Origin of the sequence: Clostridium sp. AF12-41, from assembly GCF_003461685.1 — a bacterium.
Lineage (GTDB): Bacteria > Bacillota > Clostridia > Lachnospirales > Lachnospiraceae > Otoolea > Otoolea fessa.
In genome coordinates, this window is sequence record NZ_QTXO01000001.1 from 405,494 (window position 1) to 421,836 (window position 16,343).

Genomic DNA, 16,343 nt, shown 5'->3' on the forward strand with positions numbered 1-16,343 from the left:
TTCAATAATAGACATAAAGGAGATTTCTGACTTGAAAGTAACTATATACACAGACGGCGCCGCCCGCGGCAATCCAGATGGTCCGGGCGGATTTGGAACCGTCATTCACTATGTAGATCCGGCAGGAAAACTGCACACGAAAGAGATTTCCGGCGGCTACAAACGAACTACGAACAACCGTATGGAGCTGATGGCAGCTATCGCCGGTCTCGAGGCGCTCAACCGCCCCTGCGAGATCGAACTCTATTCAGATTCCCAGTATCTCGTCAACGCTTTTAACCAGCACTGGATCGAGGGTTGGATCAAAAAGGGCTGGAAACGCGGCAAAAATGAGGAGGTTAAGAATGTAGATCTATGGAAGCGCCTGCTCGCTGCCAAGGAACCCCATCAGATTTCGTTTTTCTGGGTGAAGGGGCATAATGGGCATCCGGAGAATGAGAGATGTGACTTTTTGGCTACTTCGGCGGCGGATGGGGACGAGCTGATGGTGGATCCGGGGGTATAGCTCGTTACAGCTCACACATGTGTGCCCAGTAACAGGATTTTGCCGATGCTTCGCATTCTAAATCGGCAAAATCTGCATTCGGAACTGTATTGTACGGAATTTTCAGTTCAGAAAATTCCTACCTGTGAGCAGTTACTATAACAACCCTTACGATATGTTTACATCTTTCGATCATCTATTTTCAAACCGTCTTAAATGTGCTATTTTAAAATTATCAAGTGAACAGGAATAGCAAAGGCGGTTGAGAGTAATTTGAAAAATAAAGGAATGATCGCTGCCCTCGGTCTGATTCTGGTGCTGGGGATTGTGACGACGGCGGCAACGCGGCGTTATATCCGGGAGCAGGCGGGAAGTGAGAGAAGCCTGACGGTCGGACCGGAGGTGATGTATGAGGCGGAACCATTTGCGGCGGAAGCAGCGGAAAATGGTCTGGCGGAGGATGCGCCGGAGCCATCTTCTAAAAAAATGGCGCATGTGGAAAGCGTGGGGACAGAAGATAGAGCCTGTATGCAGGCGGAAGGAGATGTTTCTGTCCAGTCTTTAGGTGAACAAAAGGAAAAACGTGCAGATAATCGGGCGGCTGCTAAGGCGGCAGAGAAGCAGAGCGCGGGCGATGAGTCGGATCATTCTGTGAATACAGGGGCGGTTGTGTCCCCGGTTGAAAATGGAATTGTATCTCCTGCGCGAGGCGCGTCCTCCGGGACAGGTGCAGGCTCGGACCGGACAGCGGAAGATTACCGGAACCGGCTGGGCGAGATCGAGAATACGATTCAAAACCTGGAAAATTCGGGAAGTGCGAATACGACCGACGCGATGCGGGAGGCGGTCGCGTATGAGTACCGGCTCTGGGATGCCGAATTAAATCAGATTTATCAGGCAATCATGGCGGTGCTTCCAGACGAGGAGACAGACACGCTGCGTGGTCGGGAACGCAGATGGATCCGGGAACGTGATACGGCGGCGAAACAGGCGGCGGAGCGCTACAAGGGCGGCACGATGGAAAATGTCGAGTACACGGCGTCGCTGGCAAATTCGACGCGGGATCGGGCGTATGAGCTTTTGGATTTGTATGAATCGTATCTTCCGGCAGAATAGTGAAAAAATTAGAAAATGGGACTTTTGCGGCATATAGAATTGCGGTAAGGGTCCCATTTTTACACACTTTTTGTACACTTTTTGTACCGATAAACCTCTTGCGAAATGTAAATTCCTATGATAGGATATAAAGAATGAGGAAAATTTTACTTAAATAGAAGTAACTATAGGAGGAAGCAACGTGAAAAAATACGGTGTGAACGAACTTAGAAAGATGTTCTTAGACTTTTTTGAGAGCAAGGGACATCTGGCAATGAAGAGTTTCTCTCTGGTTCCGCATAATGATAACAGCCTTCTGCTTATCAACTCTGGTATGGCTCCGTTAAAGCCATATTTTACGGGTCAGGAGATTCCGCCGAGAACAAGAGTATGTACCTGTCAGAAATGTATTCGTACCGGCGATATCGAGAATATCGGTAAGACTGCCCGTCATGGTACCTTTTTTGAGATGCTTGGCAACTTCTCCTTCGGTGATTATTTCAAAGAGGAAGCGATTCACTGGTCCTGGGAATTTTTAACCGAGGTTGTCGGACTTGATCCGGATCGCCTCTATCCGTCTGTGTTCGAGAGCGATGACGAGGCATTTAATATCTGGAACAAAGAGATGGGTATTCCGGCAGAGCGTATTTTCCGCTTTGGCAGAGAGGATAACTTCTGGGAGCATGGCGCTGGTCCGTGCGGTCCGTGTTCTGAGATTTACTATGACCGCGGTGAGAAATACGGCTGCGGCAAACCGGGATGTACTGTAGGCTGCGAGTGTGACCGTTACATGGAGGTATGGAACAATGTATTCTCCCAGTTTAACAACGACGGTCACGGCAACTACACCGAGCTGGAGCACAAGAACATTGATACCGGAATGGGTCTGGAGCGTCTGGCAGTGATCGTACAGGATGTAGATTCCTTGTTTACGGTTGATACCAACAAAGCTCTGTTAGACCGTGTCTGCGAGCTGGCACATACCGAATATCAGAAAGATCATGAGACCGATATTTCTCTGCGTATTGTAGCGGATCATATCAAGTCCTGCACCTTCATGATTTCCGATGGCATTATGCCATCCAACGAGGGACGCGGATATGTTCTGCGCCGCCTTCTGCGCCGTGCAGCACGCCATGGCAAAAAACTTGGCATCGAGGGTGAGTTCTTAGCAGCTCTGTCCCGCACCGTTATCGACCTTTCCAAGGATGGTTATCCGGAACTGGAAGAGAAGAGCGCGATGATTTTCAAGGTTCTTTCGGAGGAAGAGGATAAGTTCAACAGGACCATTGATCAGGGCCTTGCGATCCTTGCTGATATGGAAGAAGATATGAACAAGAAGGGCGAGAAAGTGCTGTCCGGCGACAACGCATTCAAGCTCTACGATACGTATGGATTCCCGATCGATTTAACCCGTGAGATTCTCGAGGAGAAGAGCCTCGGTATCGATGAGGACGGCTTCAACGCAGCGATGAAACGCCAGAAAGAACAGGCGAGAGCGGCAAGAAAGACGACTAACTATATGGGCGCGGATGTTACGGTATACCAGTCCATCGATCCGGCTATTACAACTGAGTTTATCGGTTATGATTGTCTGACAGCGGAATCCGAGATTTCCGTTCTGACGACCGAGGATGAGATTGTAGAGGCACTGACTGACGGTCAGACTGGTACAATTATTACCAAGGAAACCCCGTTCTACGGAACCATGGGTGGCCAGGAGGGTGACTTCGGTCAGATTACCGCTCCGGACGGCTCTGTGTTTGAAGTAAAAGATACCATTCATTTACAGGGTGGCAAGATCGGTCATGTCGGTGTTGTAGTAAAGGGTATGTTCGAGGTGGGAGAAAAAGTAACCATGTCGGTTGACAAGGAAAACCGTGAACTGACTTCCCGCAACCATTCCGCAACCCATCTGCTTCATAAAGCGCTGCGTACCGTACTTGGTAGCCATGTAGAGCAGGCTGGTTCCCTGGTAACCCGTGACCGTCTGCGTTTCGACTTTACTCATTTCTCTGCGATGACTCCAGAGGAGATAGAGAAGGTTGAAAAGATTGTAAATGATGAGATTGTAGCATCCCTGCCGGTTGTAACCGATGTTATGTCCTTGGATGAGGCAAAGAAGACGGGCGCGATGGCACTGTTTGGCGAGAAGTACGGCGAGAAAGTCCGTGTTGTCAAGATGGGGGATTTCTCCACCGAGCTTTGCGGCGGTACGCACGTATCCAACACAGGCACAATTGCATCCTTCAAGATTCTCTCTGAGGCTGGTATTGCAGCAGGCGTCCGCCGTATCGAGGCGCTGACCTCCACCGGTTTGATGAACCACTACAAAGAGGTAGAGAATGAGCTGCATGAGGCGGCGAAACTGGCAAAGACCACTCCGGCTGCACTGAGCAGCAAGATTGAGTCCATGTTAGAGGAGATCAAGACTCTGCACGCAGAGAACGAGAAGTTAAAAAGTAAGCTGGCGAACGACTCTCTGGGCGATGTTATGAACCAGGTACAGGATGTAAACGGCGTGAAGCTGCTGGCAGTTGAGGTTAAGGATGTAGACATGAACGGTCTGCGTAATCTGGGCGATCAGCTGAAAGAGAAGCTGGGCGACGGCGTTGTCCTGATTGCATCTACTCTGGATGGCAAGGTAAGCCTGATGGCTTCTGTAACTGACGGTGCGATGAAGAAGGGTGCACATGCTGGAAACTTAATCAAAGCAATCGCAGGTCTTGTCGGCGGCGGCGGCGGTGGCCGTCCGAACATGGCACAGGCTGGCGGAAAGAATCCGTCTGGTATTGCAGCAGCCCTTGAAAAAGCGGCAGAAGTAGTAGCAGAGCAAGTAAAATAAAAAAATCATAAAAAAATGTAAAATGTTGTTGACGTATCATTTTTTTATGATATAATCTTTTTAGTGCTAAAAAAATACCCATACAGTTGTATTAATATGCACTTATTACACAACTGGAGGGAGGTTAGGTGTGAGCTATGTCAAATGTAATCGTTAAAGATAACGAGAGTCTGGACAGCGCTTTACGCAGATTCAAAAGAAACTGTGCTAAGGCTGGTATCCAGCAGGAGATTCGGAAAAGAGAGCATTACGAGAAACCGAGCGTTCGTCGTAAAAAGAAATCCGAAGCTGCTAGAAAACGCAAATACAATTAAGTAACGCAAAAGTCCTGGTTTTCATATGAACCAGGACTTTTTTGTGCAATAGGAGAAAGAGAAGAAATGCGATGTGGCGGATGATGGAGTGAGGGGCATGAGAGAGAAGCAGGAAAATGAGAGACGGGGAAAGGGATTGAAACAATATATTGCGGATCGGCGCCTGGCAGCAGTCAGCCTTGTGCTGGGTGTTTTGATGGGGCTGATGATTCTTCTGGGAATCCGTTACAGCCGCAATGAGCTGATTTACCGGACGGCGGGTCAGTTTTTGGGACAGTTGGCGGGCTGGGTGGTGTGTATGACGGTGATGGTCTGGGCGATTTGTGTGGGACTGGATGCTTTGGGGCGTGGCTGGCCTAAGATACGGGATTTTCAGTTCGGAAAATTCCTGCCTGTGAACAGTTACCAGAAACGGACGCAAGCACGGAGGGGGAAAGACTGCGAAGACCAGGGAAGCAGCCGCGATGTGGAAAGCCAGGGAAGGGAATCGAAACAGCGCGCAGCGAAAAATTTGGATTTGGGGACATGGCTGAAATGGATGTTTCTCTCCTGGTGCGTCTATCTTCCAGTTTTTCTGGCAGTTTATCCGGGCATTTATTCTTACGATGCGTCCGCGCAGCTTCTTCAGTTTTATGGAAAACTGCCGCTGACAACCCACCATCCATTAATTCACACGCTATATCTGGGACTCTGCATGAAGATTGCGGGGCGTCTGTTCCATACCTATCAGGCGGGGATGGCGCTGTATGCGCTGTCGCAGTCGTTTTTTATGAGTGCGGTCTTTTCCCTGTGTCTGTGCCGGATGAAAGCGCGGCGGGCACCGCGATGGCTCTGCGTTGCTTCGTGGATGTTCTGGATTCTGAATCCGTATCTGACGGTCTTTTCCTTTGTCACGACGAAAGATGTGCTCTTTGGCGCATTTTTCTTGCTGTCATTTGATACAGCGTGTTGTCTAGTTGAGGATCCGGAGCATTTTTGGCGGGGAATGTGCCAGAAGAAAGAAGATTTGGATAAAGAAAGAGAGCTGGATAAAGAGAAAAATCTGAACGAAACAGGTTCTCAGAAAAAAGTGGGAAAGACGGGGGATTGGCTACTCTTTTTTGTGAGTGTGCTTTTTATGTGCCTGTTCCGGAATCAGGGAATCTATGTCTTCCTGTTTTTTGTCTTGGCAGCCTGCCTGTTTCTACGAAAAAAAGTGTATTGCAAAAACAGGTTTATTATGGCATCTCTGCTGGTGGCAGCTTTATGGTATGTTTTATCCGGTCCGATTCCAACGGCGTTCGGCGTGGGAAAGGGCGATGCGAGGGAGATGCTGTGCGTGCCGATGCAGCAGCTGGCGCGCATGTATCATGAAGTTCCGGAGAAATTGACGCCGGAGGAAAAGGAATATATCGAGACGCTGATTGACCCGCAGGCGCTCAGTGAGTATGTCCGTGTCAATGCGGATCCAGTGAAAAATGGATTCCATACAGAAGTGATGCAGGCAGATATAGGACGCTTCGTTCGTACCTGGGCGGAAATCGGGAAGCGCCATCCGGGTATTTATCTGGATTCATTTCTGATGGGGAACTGGGGGTACTGGTATATGGGAGACAGCCAGTACTGGATCAGCTATATTTTATACGATGGGGCATACCTGGAAGGTAATTTAAATATCCTGCATATCACGCGTAACAGCCATTTTCAGGCGCTTTCGGACTGGTTGAGGGAGGCGACACTGACACCCGCATTCCAGTCGGTTCCGGTGCTGTCGGTGCTTCTCAATCAGGCATTTCCGTTCTGGCTGATGCTGTTTGCGGCAGGATTTGCAGTCTGGAAGCACCGGGCGTATGAGATCATTCCGCTGATGCTTCTGCTCGGCTGCTGGGGAACACTTCTGCTGGGACCGGTGGTTTCCCTGCGGTATGCATTGCCGTTGATTTACTGTGTGCCGCGGATGCTGGAAATGATAGTGGGGTTGACGGGAAAATAGTAAACGGCATAGTTTCTGCTTTCCTACATATATTAGATAATAACAATGAAATAGGCGGTAGGCGCTTGTTTGGCAGACAGAAAAAAGCGATCGTTTCGGCACTTCATCTGCCGGAGGACGTCGTTCTCGGAGAGATGCTTCTGTATTTTACCGGCAGTCGGGCGGCTGTGGTAGAAAATTACAGGAGCATTCTCTTTTTTTCCGACGAAATGCTGCGGCTGACGGGAAAGAACATCCGGCTTACTATCAAGGGGAAAGGGCTTTCGATTGAGTATTATGACCGCGACAATCTGCGGGTCACGGGGCAGATTGTGTCTGTCGAATTTGGGGTGCTGTGAGGAATGAGTATGGCGAAGGTAAGGCACCTTCTACATGGGATAGTGCGGCTTAACATGCGCGGCACCTCCCCGGAGAGATTCCTGAATCTTTGTACACTGGCAGGTTTAAATGTCTGGCAGGTAAAAAAAGAGCAGGAAAATCTGCTGTTTTATATGGAAATCCGCGATTTTAAGCGGTGTGCGCCACTGGCAAGAAAAGCGGGAGTCCGTCTGCATATCGTTGAAAAGCGTGGACTGCCGGTGTTTCTCTGGCGGAACCGGAAACGGAAAGGGTGGGCGGTCAGCTTCGTCCTTTTTTTTCTGTTATTATTGTTTCTGGCACAATTTGTCTGGGAGATCGACTGGAGTGGAAACCGGCGTTATACCGAAAGTGAGCTGAATCATTACCTCCAGACGCTGCAGATTGAAGAGGGAATTCCCAAGAAGCGGATTTCCTGTGCGAGGCTGGAGGAAGAACTGCGGGAGTCATTTGAAGATATCACCTGGGTGTCGGTGCGCCTGCATGGGACGCGCCTTTTCATCCGCCTGCGGGAGAGCGAGGTTCCGGTCCGTCAGGAAGTGGAGTCCGGCGAGGCGTGCGATCTGGCGGCGGCATCAGACGCGCGGATCACGTCGGTAGTCGTCCGGAGCGGAATCCCGCTTGTGCAGGCGGGAGATACGGTGGAAAAGGGGCAGCTTCTGGTGTCGGGAACGGTGCCGATCACAGATGATGGAGGCGAAGAAATTTCCTCTTACCGGGTGCGGGCGGATGCGGATATATATGGGATCCGGGAGCGGGTCGGGAGAAAGGAGCTTCCGCTCTGGAGGGAAATGCGGACGGAAACGGGAAAGAAACGATACGGAATTGCTTTGGAAGCAGGAACACACACATTTTACTGGAAAATTCCAGAATTTTATGATATGATAGAACATACATTCGATATGGCGGAGCGGTGGGGATTTTTCAGACGAAGCAGGCGGATGAAACCTGCCTGGACGATCCGGACGGAGTACCGGAAATTGCGGCTCCCGCTTGATTTTTATCTGCCGCTTTCTGTCGGGTGGAGTGAGTACCGGGAGACGTCTGTCTGCGAAAAAAGGTATACAGAACCAGAGCTTGCGGCGCTGTCAGCGGCATTTCAAAAGGAGACGGAAGAAAAATTGATCGAAAAAGGTGTACATATTATGGCAAGTGATGGTAGAATACTAATAAATGGCGGAGTCTGCCATTTTGAGGTACGGCTTCAGACGGAGGAGCCGATTCAAGTTGTGACACAAGGAGAACAGCAAAGGAATGAGCATAATAGAGACAATGATTGATATTCCGATGGAACATGAGCGGAATGTATGCGGACAGTTTGACGCGTATCTGAAAAAGATTGAGCGGACGCTGCACGTGACGATGATCACACGCGACGGCGCGCTGAAAATCATCGGTCCGGAGCAGACGATCCGGCAGGCGAAGAGTGTGTTCAACAATCTGTTAGAGCTTTCCAAGCGCGGCAATACCGTTACCGAGCAGAATGTTGATTACGCCCTGTCGCTGTCCTTCACGGAGAAGGACGATCAGATTCTCGAGATCGATAAGGATATCATCTGCCGGACGATCACGGGTAAGCCGGTCAAACCGAAGACGATGGGACAGAAACAGTACGTGGACCTGATCCGCAAGAAGATGATTGTATTTGGCATCGGTCCGGCGGGTACCGGAAAAACGTATCTGGCGATGTCGATGGCGATACAGGCATTTAAGAGTGGCGAGGTAAGCCGGATCATCCTGACGCGTCCGGCGATCGAGGCGGGGGAAAAACTGGGTTTTCTGCCGGGCGATCTGCAGAGCAAGATCGATCCGTACCTGCGTCCGCTTTACGATGCGCTGTATCAGATTATGGGGGCAGAAAGTTACCTGCACAATTCTGAGAAGGGCTTGATTGAGGTGGCGCCGCTTGCGTACATGCGTGGTCGTACCCTGGATAATGCGTTCATCATTCTCGATGAGGCGCAGAATACGACCCCGGCACAGATGAAGATGTTCCTGACACGTATCGGCTTTGGTTCCAAGGTAATCGTGACGGGCGACCAGTCGCAAAAGGATCTGCCTGCCGGAGCTACGTCCGGACTGGATACGGCGATTCATGTACTCAAGAAAATTGACGATATTGGTTTCTGCTATCTGACCAGCAGCGACGTAGTCCGCCATCCGCTGGTACAGAAGATCGTAGAGGCATACGATGCGTATGAGAAAAAAGATGCGGATGCGTCCCGCGGTTTCCGGAGAAATAGTTCCGGGACGCGTGACCGGAAAGATGGAGGAAGAAAGAACAGATGACAATCCAGATCGAATATGAAGCAGAGCGGGAGTGGGAGATAGATTACCGTCCGATCATCGAGGAGATCGTGGTTGCGGCGCTCGATTATGAAAAATGCCCGTATGAGGCGGAGGTCAATGTAGTCCTGACAAATGATGAGGAGATTCATCGTATTAATAAGGAATTCCGAGGAATCGACCGAGCAACCGACGTCCTCTCTTTTCCGATGGGGGATTACGATGTGCCGTCCGATTTTGAACGGTTGGAAGAGCAGTCAGAGGACTATTTTAACCCGGAGACGGGCGAACTTCTTCTGGGCGATATCGTGATCTCGATCGATAAGGTAGACGAGCAGGCGGAGAAATACGGTCATTCTAAGGAGCGCGAGCTGGCGTTCCTGGTGGCACACAGTATGCTGCACCTGTGCGGTTACGATCATATGGAAGATGACGAACGCCTTGTGATGGAGAAAAAACAGGAGGAAATCCTGGCTGGCAAAGGGTATACGCGCTAAAAGCAGGGAAAAGAACCGGAGGGAAAGGGGAGAGCCCATCTGGGAAATGAGGCATATGGGGATGTGATGGGGGAAGTACGGAATGAAAAAAAGCAGTTGGAAAATAAGGGCACTGGCACTGACTCTGATGGCAGTCTGCTGGCTGTCAGGCTGTTCGGCTCACAAAGAAATATCGGTAACGGCAGCAGAGACACAGGAGGAGACACGTGAGCTGTCCTTAAATACAGAGACGGAGGCCGAAACGCAGCCGGAAGCAGAGCCGGAGGGACGTTACGAAAAAGACGGGAAGATACAGAGTTATCTGACCGGGGAATGGACGGATGTCGCAAAGGCGAACCGCCGTCCGCTCGCAATCATGATGAGCAATGACAAGGCGGCGCTTCCGCAGTATGGCATCAACCATGCCGGAGTGGTCTATGAGGCACCGGTGGAAGGCAGCATGAACCGCTATATGGCACTGATAGAGGACTATGACGATCTGGACCGGATCGGTTCCGTCCGGAGCTGCCGCCCATACTATACTTTTTTTGCAAGGGAATTTGAGGCGGTCTATGCACATTATGGGCAGAATACGTTTGCACTTCCGTATCTGGAGCAGATGGAACATTTAGATGGAATCAAAGGCAATGGGGCATCTGCGTATTTCCGGACCAAGGATCGGAAGACCCCGCACAATGCCTATGCATCGGGACCAAAGCTGCGCCAGGCGATCGAGGCGAGCGGTTATGCGGATGCGTACCCGGAGAGCTATGAGGGGCATTATACTTTTGCGCCGGAGAGTGCGCCGGTGTGCTTTGAGGATGGTATCGCAGCGGCCAAAGTAGTGCCAGGTTATCAGTTAAGCAATCCCTGGTTTGAGTATCACCCGGAGGACGGGCTGTACTACCGGTATCAGTATGGCGGTCCGCATATGGGAGATGCCGGACAGATAGCGGTTAAAAATATTATTTTCCAATACTGTTTGTGGAAATATTATAAACCGACGGAATATCTGAATATTGATGTCTATACACCGGCGATGGGGTATTATTTTACAAATGGACACGGCATTCTGATTCGTTGGGAAAAAGACGGCGCTTACGGCGTCACAAAGTATTACGATATGGACGGTCAGGAAATCAAGCTGAATCCGGGCAAGACCTGGGTCTGCATCCTTCCGAATGACCGTATGGATAAGGCGGAATTCTATGGAGAACAGACGGAGTAGAAGAAAACCCGGAATGCGGGAAGAGACAGAAAGAGAGATAATCAGCCGGCAGCGCACGGCAGGACGTAGAGAAGAAGCAGCTGGAGGCAGCCGGGAAAGTGCGGGCAGAAGCCGTAACCGGTCAGGAAGCAGCCGGAAGCCGGAAGCGGTTCCGGTGAGGAAAGAAAATTTTGTCATTCAGGGTACGATCCTGGCAGTTGCCGGTATCATTGTGCGTCTGATCGGTATTCTGTACCGCGTCCCGATGACGAATATCATCGGCGATGAGGGCATGGGATATTATTCGACGGCATTCAACGTATATAATATCATGCTGATCCTTTCATCGTACAGTCTGCCTCTGGCGGTGTCGAAGATGGTAGCGGCCCGCCTTGCGAAAGGGCAGTACCGCAATATGAACCGTGTTCTGCGGGCGGCGCTTGTCTATGCGACGGTCGTAGGTGGTCTGGCATGCTTTATTACCTGGAATTTTGCAGGCTTTTTTGCGACGACCTTGTTTAACACGCCGTTCTGCGTGTATGCACTCCGCACACTTGCGCCAACAATCTGGATCATGGCGTATCTGGGCGTCTTGCGCGGTTATTTCCAGGGACATGGAACGATGATTCCGACGGCGATCTCCCAGATCCTGGAGCAGGTGGTCAACGCGATTATCAGTGTGGTGGCAGCCAGCGTCCTTTTCAAGGTGGGACTGGATACGGCGAAAGTATATGGGAAAGATGGATATGCACAGGCATTTGGTGCGGCTGGCGGTACGATCGGTACAGGAAGCGGTGCGTTTGCAGCCCTGTTATTTGTGCTGGTATTGTTTTTACTCTACCGTCCGACGGCAAAACGGCGGATTGCCAAGGATCGGAGCGGTAGTGTGGATTCCTACCGTCAGATTTCGAGAATCTTCTTCTTTACCGTTATTCCGGTTATCGTAAGCTCGGGTGTTTACAATATTAACTCGGTTATTGACAACGGTATCATGGCGCACGGCATGGAGTCGCTGGGACGCGGCAAAGAGTTTTTAGCCCTCTGGGGTATCTACAACAACAAATATATGCTGCTGGTACACGTCCCGCTTGCGATGGCGAACTCACTGTCCTCGTCGCTGATTCCTTCGCTGTCCGGTGCAATAGCGCGTAAGGATCGAAAGGCGGCGATTGAGAAGACAGCCCTTGCGATCCGGTTTGCTATGCTGATTGCGATTCCGTCGGCGGTGGGGCTGACGGTACTTTCAGCACCGGTCAATAACCTGTTATTCCGGGGCGGAAACAATGCGGAAGCGATCCGTATGATGATGATTGGCGCTTCAGCCGTTATCTTCCTGTCGCTTTCAACGGTTACCAATGCAATCTTACAGGGACTTAACCGGATGAATGTTCCGGTGCGGAACGCCCTGATTTCGTTGGCATTACACGTGATTGCGCTGTATATTATGCTGATGATCTTCAATATGGGTATCTACAGTATGGTATTTGCAAGTATTTTATTTGCGCTCTTTATGTGCATTTTAAATGCGATCGCGATCCGCAATACACTCGGTTACCGCCAGGAGATGGTCAAGACCTTCCTGCTGCCGGCGATCAGCGCAGCATTTATGGGCGCGGCGGCATATGGCGTGTACCGTGGGGTTACGCTGGTGATCCACAGCAATGTGCTGGGAACGCTGCTGGCGGTGCTTGTGGCGGTCGCGGTATATGGCGTGCTTCTTATCAAGCTGCACTGTATCGAGGAAGATGAGATGTATTCGATGCCGATGGGACGGAAACTCACACGCATCTGCCGGAAGCTGCATCTGATGTAGGGTTAGAAATTTAGTTATGATTAAAATTTAGAAAAAAGTGAATAATAAGGATACACAACAGGAGGTATCCTTATTATGAGAAAATATCAGGGAATACTGTTTGCGGCGCTTTTTTGTTTTGCAATGCTTCTGCTTCTGGCGGCAGGGCTCTGGTGGTATCGTCCAAGGCGGGCGGAACCGGTACCGGGGCGCGTGTATGAGTCAGAGCGGATGCCGGAGAATAATGCGGTTCTGAACCCGGAACCGGAAGTGGCGGAGAAACAATCCGGCTATTGTCTGACGGCGGAGGATGGGATGCTGCTTATCTTTGACGGAGCAAGCGGCGAAGTCTGTTTCCAGACCCATATGCCGCTCTCAGAATTTTCCGTGGAAGAACAGGAAAAACTGCTGGAAGGAGTCTGGTTCGACACAATGACGGATGTGTTTCACTATCTGGAGTCTTTCAGCAGTTAGATGTGATTATAATACAGTCAAAAAACAAAGAATAAAGTCCGCGTATGGACGGTACGAAGCAAACGGTCAGGAAGGGAAATAGGGATGAGTCAGAATAAAGTAATCATAGTGGGAGCGGGAGCAGCCGGAATGACGGCTGCCATTTTTGCTGCCAGGGAGGGCGCTCAGGTGGTTCTGCTGGAACATAAAGACCGGGTCGGCAAGAAGATCCTGTCTACCGGCAATGGACGCTGTAACCTTTCAAACCGTTTGCAGGAGCCGTTCTGCTACCGCAGTGGTCAGCCGGATTTTCCATGGAAGGCGCTTGGGACGTTTACGCTTCCGATGACACTGGAATATTTTGAGGATCTCGGCGTTTTGACGCGGGAACGGGACGGATATCTGTATCCATATTCCGGGCAGGCAAGCGCTGTTTTAGATGCACTCCGTCTGGGACTTGCGCGGGAGTCGGTTCAGGTGGTGACGGAATGTGAAGTTTTCTCGATCACGCCGCGCGAAGATGCGAAACACCGGTTTGAAGTGAAGACGTCCCAGGGGAACTTTTCGGGCGAGACGCTGATTCTGGCGTGCGGCAGCAAGGCGGCACCGGGTACAGGTTCGGATGGAAGCGGATACAAACTGGCGAAACGGCTGGGACACCATATCATCAAGCCGCTTCCGGCACTGGTTCAGCTTCGTTGCCCGGAAAAGTTCTTTAAACAGCTCGCTGGAGTACGCGCGGATGCCTCTGTGATACTCTACAGTGATGGCAGAAAGCTGGCGGAGGACAAGGGCGAGGTGCAGCTTACGGATTATGGTATTTCGGGGATTCCGGTTTTCCAGGTCAGCCGCTTTGCGGCGCGCGCGCTCGATGAGGGACGGGATGTACGGGCGGTACTCAATTTTTATCCGGAATGCCCGGAAACGGAGACACACCGGATATTAAAAGAGCGGAGTGAGCGCCTGAAAGAACGGCAGGTGGAGGACTTTTTTTCCGGCTGGATACATAAAAAACTGGCAGCTCTGTTTTTAAAACAGGCAGGAATCCGGCCAGATCGGACGGTTGGCAGCCTGACAGAGGCACAGATTCAGACGCTGGGGGATCTGCTCTGCCGGTTTGAGGTCAGCGTGAACGGTACAAATTCCTTTGAACAGGCACAGATTTGCTGCGGCGGCGTCGATGTGCGGGAGGTTGACGCACAGACGATGGAATCGAAGAAGGTAAAAGGGTTATATTTTGCCGGGGAGATTCTGGATGTCGATGGCATCTGCGGCGGTTATAATCTCCAGTGGGCGTGGAGCAGCGGCGCAGCAGCTGGAAAATGTGCTGGAAGGGAGTCAGATAAATGATACGAGTAAATCAGGTAAAACTGCCGGTCAGCCACAGTGAGGCAGATCTTCGCAAGAAAACTGCCAAAATGATGGGAGTATCGGCAGATCAGATACAGTCGGTGGAGCTGGTGCGCCAGTCTCTGGATGCGCGCAAAAAGCCAGATCTGTACTATTTATATGCATTAGATGTTGCAGTGGCAGGGAAAGAGGCGGCGATTGTCAAACGTGCGCGCAGTGTAAATGTGCAGATCCGAAAGGAAGAGGCGTACCGCCTGCCCGATCCGGGAATAGAGCCGCTTCGGGAACGACCGGTAATCGTGGGCTTTGGTCCGGCAGGTATGTTTTGTGGTCTGATGTTGGCGCGTGCCGGATATCGTCCGCTTATTCTGGAACGGGGGCTGGATGCGGACAGCCGTGCAAAGGCAGTTGCACGTTATTGGACAGATGGAACGCTGGATCCGGAGTGCAATGTGCAGTTCGGCGAGGGCGGTGCCGGTACGTTTTCAGATGGAAAGCTGAATACGCTGGTCAAGGATCCGTCTGGGCGGAATAAGGAAGTGCTGAAAATCTTGGCGCAGGCGGGCGCGGATCCGACGATTACCTATGTGAACAAGCCGCACGTTGGAACGGATGTTCTGCGGACGGTGGTAAAGAATATTCGAAGTGAGATAGAGAGTCTGGGCGGTGAGGTACGGTTTGGCTGCCGTCTGGAGGACTTTGAGACACAGAATGGTCATTTGTGTTCCATCCGCGTCAGTGCCCGTAAAGGCACGTCGGAGGCAGTACGGACGGTGGAGGAGATTCCGGCATCGGCACTGGTGCTGGCGATCGGGCATAGCGCCCGCGATACGTTTGCGATGCTGGCAGAGAAACCGCTCGACATGCAGGCAAAGGCATTTGCGGTGGGACTGCGGATCCAGCACCCACAGACGCAGATCAACTTAAGCCAGTACGGACGGGAAGAAGCCGGGAATCTGGGGGCTGCCAGCTATAAGCTGACGGCACAGACCTCCGGAGGCAGGGGCGTGTATTCTTTCTGTATGTGTCCGGGCGGCTTTGTTGTGGATGCATCCTCAGAGCCGGGACGGCTGGCAATCAACGGCATGAGCAACCATGATCGTGCCGGTGCAAACGCAAACAGCGCCCTGATTGTGACCGTTACACCGGAGGATTTTCCACAGCCGGGCACACTTGGCGGCGTGACGTTCCAGCGTCAGCTGGAGGAAACGGCATATCGCTGCGGCGGCGGAAAAATCCCGGTACAGCTTTATGGAGATTTCCGGGAAAACCGGATTTCAACGGGATTTGGAGCAGTGACACCACAGTTTGAAGGGCAGTTTGCATTTGGAAATCTGCGGGAGGTGCTGCCGGAAGCGCTTTCGGCAGCGATGTTAGAGGGAATGGAACATTTTGGACATGTGATTCATGGCTTTGACCGTGAGGATGCGGTTTTTGCCGGAGTAGAGAGCCGGACCTCCTCGCCGCTGCGGATTCCGCGTGACCACGCGACGATGGAGAGCAGCACGATCGCGGGCATCTACCCATGCGGCGAAGGCGCTGGATATGCGGGCGGCATTACCTCGGCGGCGATGGATGGGATGAAGACGGCAGAGGCAATTATCGCGAAGTATGCTATCCCAAAAATTAAATTGTGAGAGAGAATGGTTCAGTGGCTTTAGGCTTTATAGTAAGGATGTCTGCCTGTAGCTGCGAAGAAACAAGCATTATAA

General features: G+C 51.4%; 14 protein-coding genes. All 14 read left to right on the forward strand.

What is annotated here, in order from left to right; translation table 11 throughout:
- Window positions 1–31: 31 nt before the first annotated feature.
- Window positions 32–505 (forward strand): ribonuclease HI, encoded by a 474-nt coding sequence (gene rnhA, locus DWV73_RS01720; protein WP_022359619.1) that lies wholly within the window; start codon window positions 32–34, stop codon window positions 503–505.
- A gap of 252 nt (window positions 506–757) precedes the next feature.
- Entirely contained in the window at window positions 758–1,600 is an 843-nt protein-coding gene (locus DWV73_RS01725) for a lysozyme inhibitor LprI family protein (protein WP_117795320.1), read from the forward strand.
- 214 nt (window positions 1,601–1,814) lie between these two features.
- Window positions 1,815–4,424 (forward strand): alanine--tRNA ligase, encoded by a 2,610-nt coding sequence (gene alaS / locus DWV73_RS01730; protein ID WP_242995723.1) that lies wholly within the window; start codon window positions 1,815–1,817, stop codon window positions 4,422–4,424.
- 137 nt (window positions 4,425–4,561) lie between these two features.
- Window positions 4,562–4,738: a 30S ribosomal protein S21 gene (gene rpsU, locus DWV73_RS01735; RefSeq protein WP_003504099.1), complete on the forward strand. Its 177-nt coding sequence runs from the start codon at window positions 4,562–4,564 to the stop codon at window positions 4,736–4,738.
- Between the two features lie 97 nt (window positions 4,739–4,835).
- Entirely contained in the window at window positions 4,836–6,710 is a 1,875-nt protein-coding gene (locus DWV73_RS01740; protein WP_117795324.1) for a DUF6020 family protein, read from the forward strand.
- 65 nt (window positions 6,711–6,775) lie between these two features.
- The gene (locus DWV73_RS01745) at window positions 6,776–7,048 is read left to right on the forward strand and encodes a YabP/YqfC family sporulation protein (protein WP_106999834.1); all 273 of its coding nucleotides are present in this window, start codon (window positions 6,776–6,778) and stop codon (window positions 7,046–7,048) included.
- A 9-nt stretch (window positions 7,049–7,057) separates the two neighbouring features.
- The gene (locus DWV73_RS01750; protein ID WP_181986191.1) at window positions 7,058–8,347 is read left to right on the forward strand and encodes a sporulation protein YqfD; all 1,290 of its coding nucleotides are present in this window, start codon (window positions 7,058–7,060) and stop codon (window positions 8,345–8,347) included.
- Entirely contained in the window at window positions 8,322–9,356 is a 1,035-nt protein-coding gene (locus tag DWV73_RS01755) for a PhoH family protein (RefSeq protein WP_242995695.1), read from the forward strand. Before DWV73_RS01750 ends, DWV73_RS01755 begins: the two co-directional genes overlap by 26 nt.
- A complete protein-coding gene (gene ybeY / locus DWV73_RS01760) occupies window positions 9,353–9,850 on the forward strand; it encodes an rRNA maturation RNase YbeY (protein ID WP_022359625.1) in 498 nt (165 codons plus the stop codon). Before DWV73_RS01755 ends, ybeY begins: the two co-directional genes overlap by 4 nt.
- An 82-nt stretch (window positions 9,851–9,932) precedes the next feature.
- Window positions 9,933–11,057: a DUF3048 domain-containing protein gene (locus DWV73_RS01765; RefSeq protein ID WP_117795328.1), complete on the forward strand. Its 1,125-nt coding sequence runs from the start codon at window positions 9,933–9,935 to the stop codon at window positions 11,055–11,057.
- Window positions 11,058–11,070: 13 nt separating this feature from the next.
- Window positions 11,071–12,849: a polysaccharide biosynthesis protein gene (locus DWV73_RS01770; protein ID WP_117795330.1), complete on the forward strand. Its 1,779-nt coding sequence runs from the start codon at window positions 11,071–11,073 to the stop codon at window positions 12,847–12,849.
- Between the two features lie 75 nt (window positions 12,850–12,924).
- The gene (locus DWV73_RS01775) at window positions 12,925–13,302 is read left to right on the forward strand and encodes a hypothetical protein (RefSeq protein WP_117795332.1); all 378 of its coding nucleotides are present in this window, start codon (window positions 12,925–12,927) and stop codon (window positions 13,300–13,302) included.
- Between the two features lie 84 nt (window positions 13,303–13,386).
- The gene (locus tag DWV73_RS01780) at window positions 13,387–14,631 is read left to right on the forward strand and encodes an NAD(P)/FAD-dependent oxidoreductase (protein WP_117795334.1); all 1,245 of its coding nucleotides are present in this window, start codon (window positions 13,387–13,389) and stop codon (window positions 14,629–14,631) included.
- Window positions 14,628–16,268, forward strand: a complete 1,641-nt coding sequence (locus DWV73_RS01785) for an FAD-dependent protein (protein ID WP_117795336.1) — start codon at window positions 14,628–14,630, stop codon at window positions 16,266–16,268. The genes DWV73_RS01780 and DWV73_RS01785 overlap by 4 nt, the downstream gene beginning before the upstream one ends.
- Window positions 16,269–16,343: the final 75 nt, after the last annotated feature.

Bases quoted from the DNA above. Each gene is read 5' to 3' on its own strand.
- DWV73_RS01740 (WP_117795324.1), top strand. From the start codon at position 4,836: ATGAGAGAGAAGCAGGAAAATGAGAGACGGGGAAAGGGATTGAAACAA.
- DWV73_RS01770 (WP_117795330.1), top strand. From the start codon at position 11,071: ATGCGGGAAGAGACAGAAAGAGAGATAATCAGCCGGCAGCGCACGGCA.
- DWV73_RS01750 (WP_181986191.1), top strand. From the start codon at position 7,058: ATGGCGAAGGTAAGGCACCTTCTACATGGGATAGTGCGGCTTAACATG.
- DWV73_RS01785 (WP_117795336.1), top strand. From the start codon at position 14,628: ATGATACGAGTAAATCAGGTAAAACTGCCGGTCAGCCACAGTGAGGCA.
- DWV73_RS01775 (WP_117795332.1), top strand. From the start codon at position 12,925: ATGAGAAAATATCAGGGAATACTGTTTGCGGCGCTTTTTTGTTTTGCA.
- DWV73_RS01780 (WP_117795334.1), top strand. From the start codon at position 13,387: ATGAGTCAGAATAAAGTAATCATAGTGGGAGCGGGAGCAGCCGGAATG.
- rpsU (WP_003504099.1), top strand. From the start codon at position 4,562: ATGTCAAATGTAATCGTTAAAGATAACGAGAGTCTGGACAGCGCTTTA.
- alaS (WP_242995723.1), top strand. From the start codon at position 1,815: ATGTTCTTAGACTTTTTTGAGAGCAAGGGACATCTGGCAATGAAGAGT.
- ybeY (WP_022359625.1), top strand. From the start codon at position 9,353: ATGACAATCCAGATCGAATATGAAGCAGAGCGGGAGTGGGAGATAGAT.
- DWV73_RS01755 (WP_242995695.1), top strand. From the start codon at position 8,322: ATGAGCATAATAGAGACAATGATTGATATTCCGATGGAACATGAGCGG.
- DWV73_RS01765 (WP_117795328.1), top strand. From the start codon at position 9,933: ATGAAAAAAAGCAGTTGGAAAATAAGGGCACTGGCACTGACTCTGATG.